The sequence below is a fragment of the Edaphobacter sp. genome (assembly GCF_035532915.1).
GTDB lineage: Bacteria > Acidobacteriota > Terriglobia > Terriglobales > Acidobacteriaceae > Edaphobacter.
In genome coordinates this window covers 1-4,853 of the sequence record NZ_DATKQC010000456.1, presented here as the reverse complement: position 1 = coordinate 4,853, position 4,853 = coordinate 1, and the positions used below count along the sequence as shown (strand labels likewise).

Sequence of the window (4,853 nt, the reverse complement as noted above, 5' to 3'; positions counted from 1 at the left end):
GCGGCGCAACTCCGGCTCTGACAGCGCCTCTGTAGGTGGGACGAAGTTGTTCTCGGCCATGACGGTCACCCCTTCCGCGTAAAGTCCATCCGTTTCTTGCCTAGCTCGACATAACCCGAGTCCATCACCTTCGGGATGATGTACGTCCCTTCCCGGAGGTCATAGGTAATGAGGTTGGGTTTGCCGTCCTTCATCTCGTACACGCTGAACTTCTCCGGCGCATTGGTCTTGATGTAGGTGAACTTGTCGTCGTGATAGATCGACTGAATATCGAAAGGCGCTTCGTTGGCCTTGAAGGTGTAGTCGAATTTCAACTGCACCGGGTATGCGCTCTTGTATTCGTCCACGGCCTGTTCAACGTGCGATTGGAGAGCGGCAAGCTGTTGCCGAGTCTGTTCCAATTGCGCAGCCGGGACAAACTGCGGAGGGCCGCTGGCCGCGACAATCGAGGAGTGGTCGGCAGGCACGATTAAGACTTTCAGGTCCGGCGTATCGGATGTGCCTGATACGTCCTGCAAAGTAAACGAATAGATGTTGCCTTTGTCGGTAATCAGGTTGAGGTTGGAACTGATGCCAGCCTTCGCCGGATGGACAAAGCAAAAGTTGCCCACCACGTCCACAATCCAGAAATCCTTGTCACCCGTTGCGGCCTCCATGATCTTCTCTGTAGGCGGAACCTCAATCAGGGTCGTGTATTTCAATTTCGCGTGAATGGGGACAATGTCCTGGGAGTGGTACTGGACAGTGCGTGCCGACACATCTTGCGCGGCGGCAATGAGCGATGGAAGCGCGAGGGCAAGCCAGGCGATGAAGATCAGTTTGCGGCTCATACAGTGGCTCCTTTGGGGTTGGGAGTAGCGGGACCGGCCTGCACGCGAGGCCGGAATGGGAAGTCCTCGGCGAGCCGGCGGAGGCCGTCGGCAATGCCGAATCGCTCGAAGTAGTCACGCTTCTTCAGGTTGTCGCGGGCGTTGTTCGTCGCCATCCAGTGCGAGACCGAATCGACGTTCAACTGCACCTTCTTCGACGACTGCGCCTTGCGTATGAGCATCTGGCCGGGCGGGACCAGCCCGGCGATCAGATCCAGTTCCGTGTCGTTCAGATGGAAGGCTTCGCGATAGACCTTGCGGTCCATCTCCGGGTTGGCCAGGAATATCTTCGTCGGACAACTCTCAGAGACCACCTGCAACATGCCCGACTCCTGCAATTCCTTGATCGACTGCGTGGCGAGGATCATCGCGGCGTTGTGCTTGCGCCAGGTCTTCTGCGCCTGCACGACATAGTTGCGAATGGTCTTGTTCTTGATGAAGAGCCATGCCTCGTCGAGCAGAAACATCTTGAAGGTAGCCAGTTTCTTCGGGTCGGCAATCTCATTACTGGCCCGATGCAGCACGTAAAACAACAGCGGTTCCAGTACGTCCGGCGCGTCGTTCCAGCCGTGGAAGTTGAAGGTCTGGAAGCGCGAGAACGAGAGCGTATCTTCAGCGTTGTCGAAAAGGAATCCGTACTGTCCGCCGCGTGTCCAGCGGTGGAGGCGCTCTTTCAGCTCACCGACGATGTTCGCGAAGTTTGAGACTGTGCGCTGATCCGGTTCCAGCATGTACACGCGCTCGATGCCATCCCACAGCCTGCGCTCTTCCTTGAAGTCGAGCAGGTAGCGTTGACCATTGCCTTCAATCAGCACGCGAAAGAAGCTGAAGAGGAATTGCAGGTTTTCTTTGGTCTGGGGCAGAGAGAAGGGATTGATGGTGAACTCGCGAGCCTCCTGTCCAACATTCAGATACGAGCCGCCGAAGATGTGGGTGAGCGATTGGAAGCTGCCACCAATGTCGAAGATGAACGTCAGCGGCCCGTACTTCTGTGCGTTCTGTAAGAGGAAATTGCAAAGATAGCTCTTACCGCTGCCGGTCATGCCGAGGATCAGCGTGTGAGCGACTTCACCGTTGTGCAGATTCAGGAAGTAGGGCGTGCTGTTATCCGTCTCCAATGCGGCCAGATATTCCGTGCCGAGATGAGCGTTCGTCTTCTCGCCCGGCAGAATCGTGAACAGAAAGCTCAGATCGGCGTAGTTGGTGTTCAACAGATACAGCTTGCGCAGGTTCACCGCGTAGTTCCCAGGCACGGTGGCGAAGTATGCGTTGAGCTGGTTGTAGGTCTCCTCGAAGAGATTGCCGTCTGCATTCGTGAACACGCTGGCGAACTCGCCCACCAACTGGTTCACCTCCGTCTTCGAGCCTCCGTACAGCACAATCGTCAGCGAGAAATCCCCCAGCGATTGACCATCGCCCAGCGCACGAAGACAATCGCCCAGGTTCTCGATATCGGCTTGCTTCGATTCATCGACCAGCACGTCGTGCGGGTTGGTCCTGGTCGCATCGTTGCCCATCTGCGAGACGAATCCCGTTTTCGACATATTGAAGTGGCGGCGGCGCTTGTTCACTTCCTTGCGTGCTTTGTCTGTCGCGAGCGGCGTCCACTCCGTCACAACATAGAAGTTGGCCGGAACCTTGAGCAGCGCATCCAGCACTAAGGGGCGCGTCTCCGTGATCGCCTCCTTCATCGTCAATACACGGACAACGTGGTCGCCCACGCGCAGATGATCGCGCTCGGCTTCGATGTTCGAGTTGACTACCTGATAGTCGAGAAACTGCGTGCTCTGCGGCTTGCCCGCGATGCGCCAGTCGTCATAGTTGAGGAGCCGCCGAAAGAATCGGAACTGTCCCGGCTGGCCCAGAATCTCAATCTCCATGAAGTCGGCAAGGTGCCGCACGAATCCCTGCACTCGCTGCTCCAGCCGCGCGAGGTCGTGCTCGATCTGCGACCGGAGCAGCGTCTTCATCGCTTCAGAGCTGAACTGTGTCTTCAGCTCATCGATGGCACCGGCAGGATCACGAATGAGTTGGGCGAAGGCTGCGCCGATTCCGGTCTTCGACCGCGCGCCTTCGAGCAGAACGCAATAGAAGATTTCGACTTGATATAAATGGTCGCGCTTCGCCTCGAAGAACTGCCGCCGCTGCTCGATGGCAGATTCCACAACAGGATCTTCGTAGCGGGCAAACGGAATCTCCGGCCGATTCGATTTGAAGAGATACTGATAGACATGGAAGCCCGGCCCAAAAGCTTTCAAGGCCGACTCCAGCCGCTTGACCGCATACTCCTGCTCGCCGGAGTCGAGGCTTTCATAGTCCACGCCAGGAACGCGCAGCACCATGCCGAGGTCGCCGGACTTCGTCAGGAACGCTGTTTCATTCCAGAAGCCGTAGAGGTTGATATGGGCATTCAGCGCTGCCGATTCCTTCCACGGCTTGATGGCCTTGTCGATACGAAACATCAGACCACCTCCACGCGCGGGACAGCCTGTTTCGCTGCGTCATAGCGCAGCTTGTACTTCTCCGACTTGGCCAGGATGCGAAGAAAGGCGGGGTCGCTCGTCGTCACCCAATGGCCGAAGGCGTAGCCGCCGAGGAAGACGGCGATCCCGGCAAGGATCGAGTTGAAGAGGTTGAATGCTCCCACTGCGCCGACGCAGACCAGATAAAACAGGCTGCGCTCGACGCCCAGGTAGGTGAGGGGCTTATGCAGGCTCTTGAAGACCCGGTTTGTCCGTCTTGGGCGTGGCTTCACGTCTGCCATAAACCCCTCCTATACTCGCTGGGACGATTGGTTGCGAGTGGTCGGGTGTCTATACACCCCAGAGCCAACTCAGGACATTCACAGCGAGAACGGCAATTCCGGTTCCAGCGGCAACCCCAGCCAGCGCTCTCTTCGCTCCTGGCTCTCCGTGCGCGAATCCGTAGCCGCCGATCACGATGGCGATCAGGCTCGCGACCCTGGCAATCGTCCCGGTGAAGAGCGTTTCAAGGGCGGTGAATCCGCTGTCAAACGGCGAGCCGCCAGCCTGCGCCAGCGCGGCAATGGGAAAGAGCAAGGGCAGAGTGACCATGAGCAGGGTTGGCCACCAGGACATACGGCGAGGCTTGTTTACCGGTGCGTTATGTCGGCGAATGTTCCAATGTATGCGCATCGAATCCTCCGATTGCCCATGCGGGCCGATTCATCTGCCGCAAGCGTAGGTTGGGTCTGCGATGCCGTCCAATACTTGTTTTCTATCGGCCTATAAACGACCGCGAGCCGTCGCGGGTGTCGAGCACCGCGCTTGCTTATCGCTCATCCGAGCAGCTTCATCTGCGCAGGCACTCTGTCGCGCAAACCAGCTTCTCTTCCCACCTTCTTTCGACCGGCCACCGGAATTCGCATCGCATTTTTCAGCTCGCAGGCAAGCAGCGCCAGATGCGAAGCGCTCTCGCTCTTCCGATACACAAAGGCAGACTCTGCGATCAACTCCACGCCGGTAATCGGCCGCGCCACTAACTCCGGGTCGAGGCTGCGGCTCTCGCGTACCAGCGCATAGCCGAGTCCTCGCTTGACCATCCATTGCACGTCGTGAGGCGTCGTGCAAAGGTAGCGCAGTTGAATTGCAATGCCTGCGCGATGCAAGGTGGAATCGAGATACGAAAATAGTTCTGGGTGTTGCTTCGGGTCGAAGGTAATATTGAGCCTCGCTGCAATCTGGCGAGGCAGAATTGCATCCGCCGATGCCATTGGATCGTCCTTGCGCAGACAGAGGAACAATCTCTCCCGGGCGATCGGTTGAACCACCAGGTCATGCGCCTTCACCGGGGTGGTCACGAGCGCGGCGTTGATCGATCTGTCGTTCAGCCCTGCAAGTAACTGGGCGGTAAACTGCGGACAAGGGCGAATGTCACTCTCTGGAAACAGCCTTTGATAACTCGCAAAGGTACGCTCTACGAGAGCCTGTTCGATGAACAGCGAGAAGCCCAATAGCAGCGGCG

5 protein-coding genes are annotated in these 4,853 nt (G+C 57.7%); all 5 read right to left on the bottom strand.

The annotated features are described in order from the left end of the window. Positions 1 to 65 precede the first annotated feature (65 nt). Complete coding sequence (locus VMU57_RS21500) at positions 66 to 830, bottom strand: TrbG/VirB9 family P-type conjugative transfer protein (RefSeq protein ID WP_325387192.1); 765 nt, start codon at positions 828 to 830, stop codon at positions 66 to 68. Then, the gene (locus VMU57_RS21495; protein WP_325387190.1) at positions 827 to 3,331 is read right to left on the bottom strand and encodes a VirB4 family type IV secretion system protein; all 2,505 of its coding nucleotides are present in this window, start codon (positions 3,329 to 3,331) and stop codon (positions 827 to 829) included. The genes VMU57_RS21500 and VMU57_RS21495 overlap by 4 nt, the downstream gene beginning before the upstream one ends. Further along, entirely contained in the window at positions 3,331 to 3,633 is a 303-nt protein-coding gene (locus VMU57_RS21490; RefSeq protein ID WP_325387188.1) for a VirB3 family type IV secretion system protein, read from the bottom strand. Before VMU57_RS21490 ends, VMU57_RS21495 begins: the two co-directional genes overlap by 1 nt. A 49-nt stretch (positions 3,634 to 3,682) precedes the next feature. After that, positions 3,683 to 4,024, bottom strand: a complete 342-nt coding sequence (locus VMU57_RS21485; protein WP_325387186.1) for a TrbC/VirB2 family protein — start codon at positions 4,022 to 4,024, stop codon at positions 3,683 to 3,685. 143 nt (positions 4,025 to 4,167) lie between these two features. Beyond that, positions 4,168 to 4,853 (bottom strand): LysR substrate-binding domain-containing protein (locus VMU57_RS21480; RefSeq protein WP_325387184.1); only part of this gene is annotated, 686 nt, incomplete at its 5' end.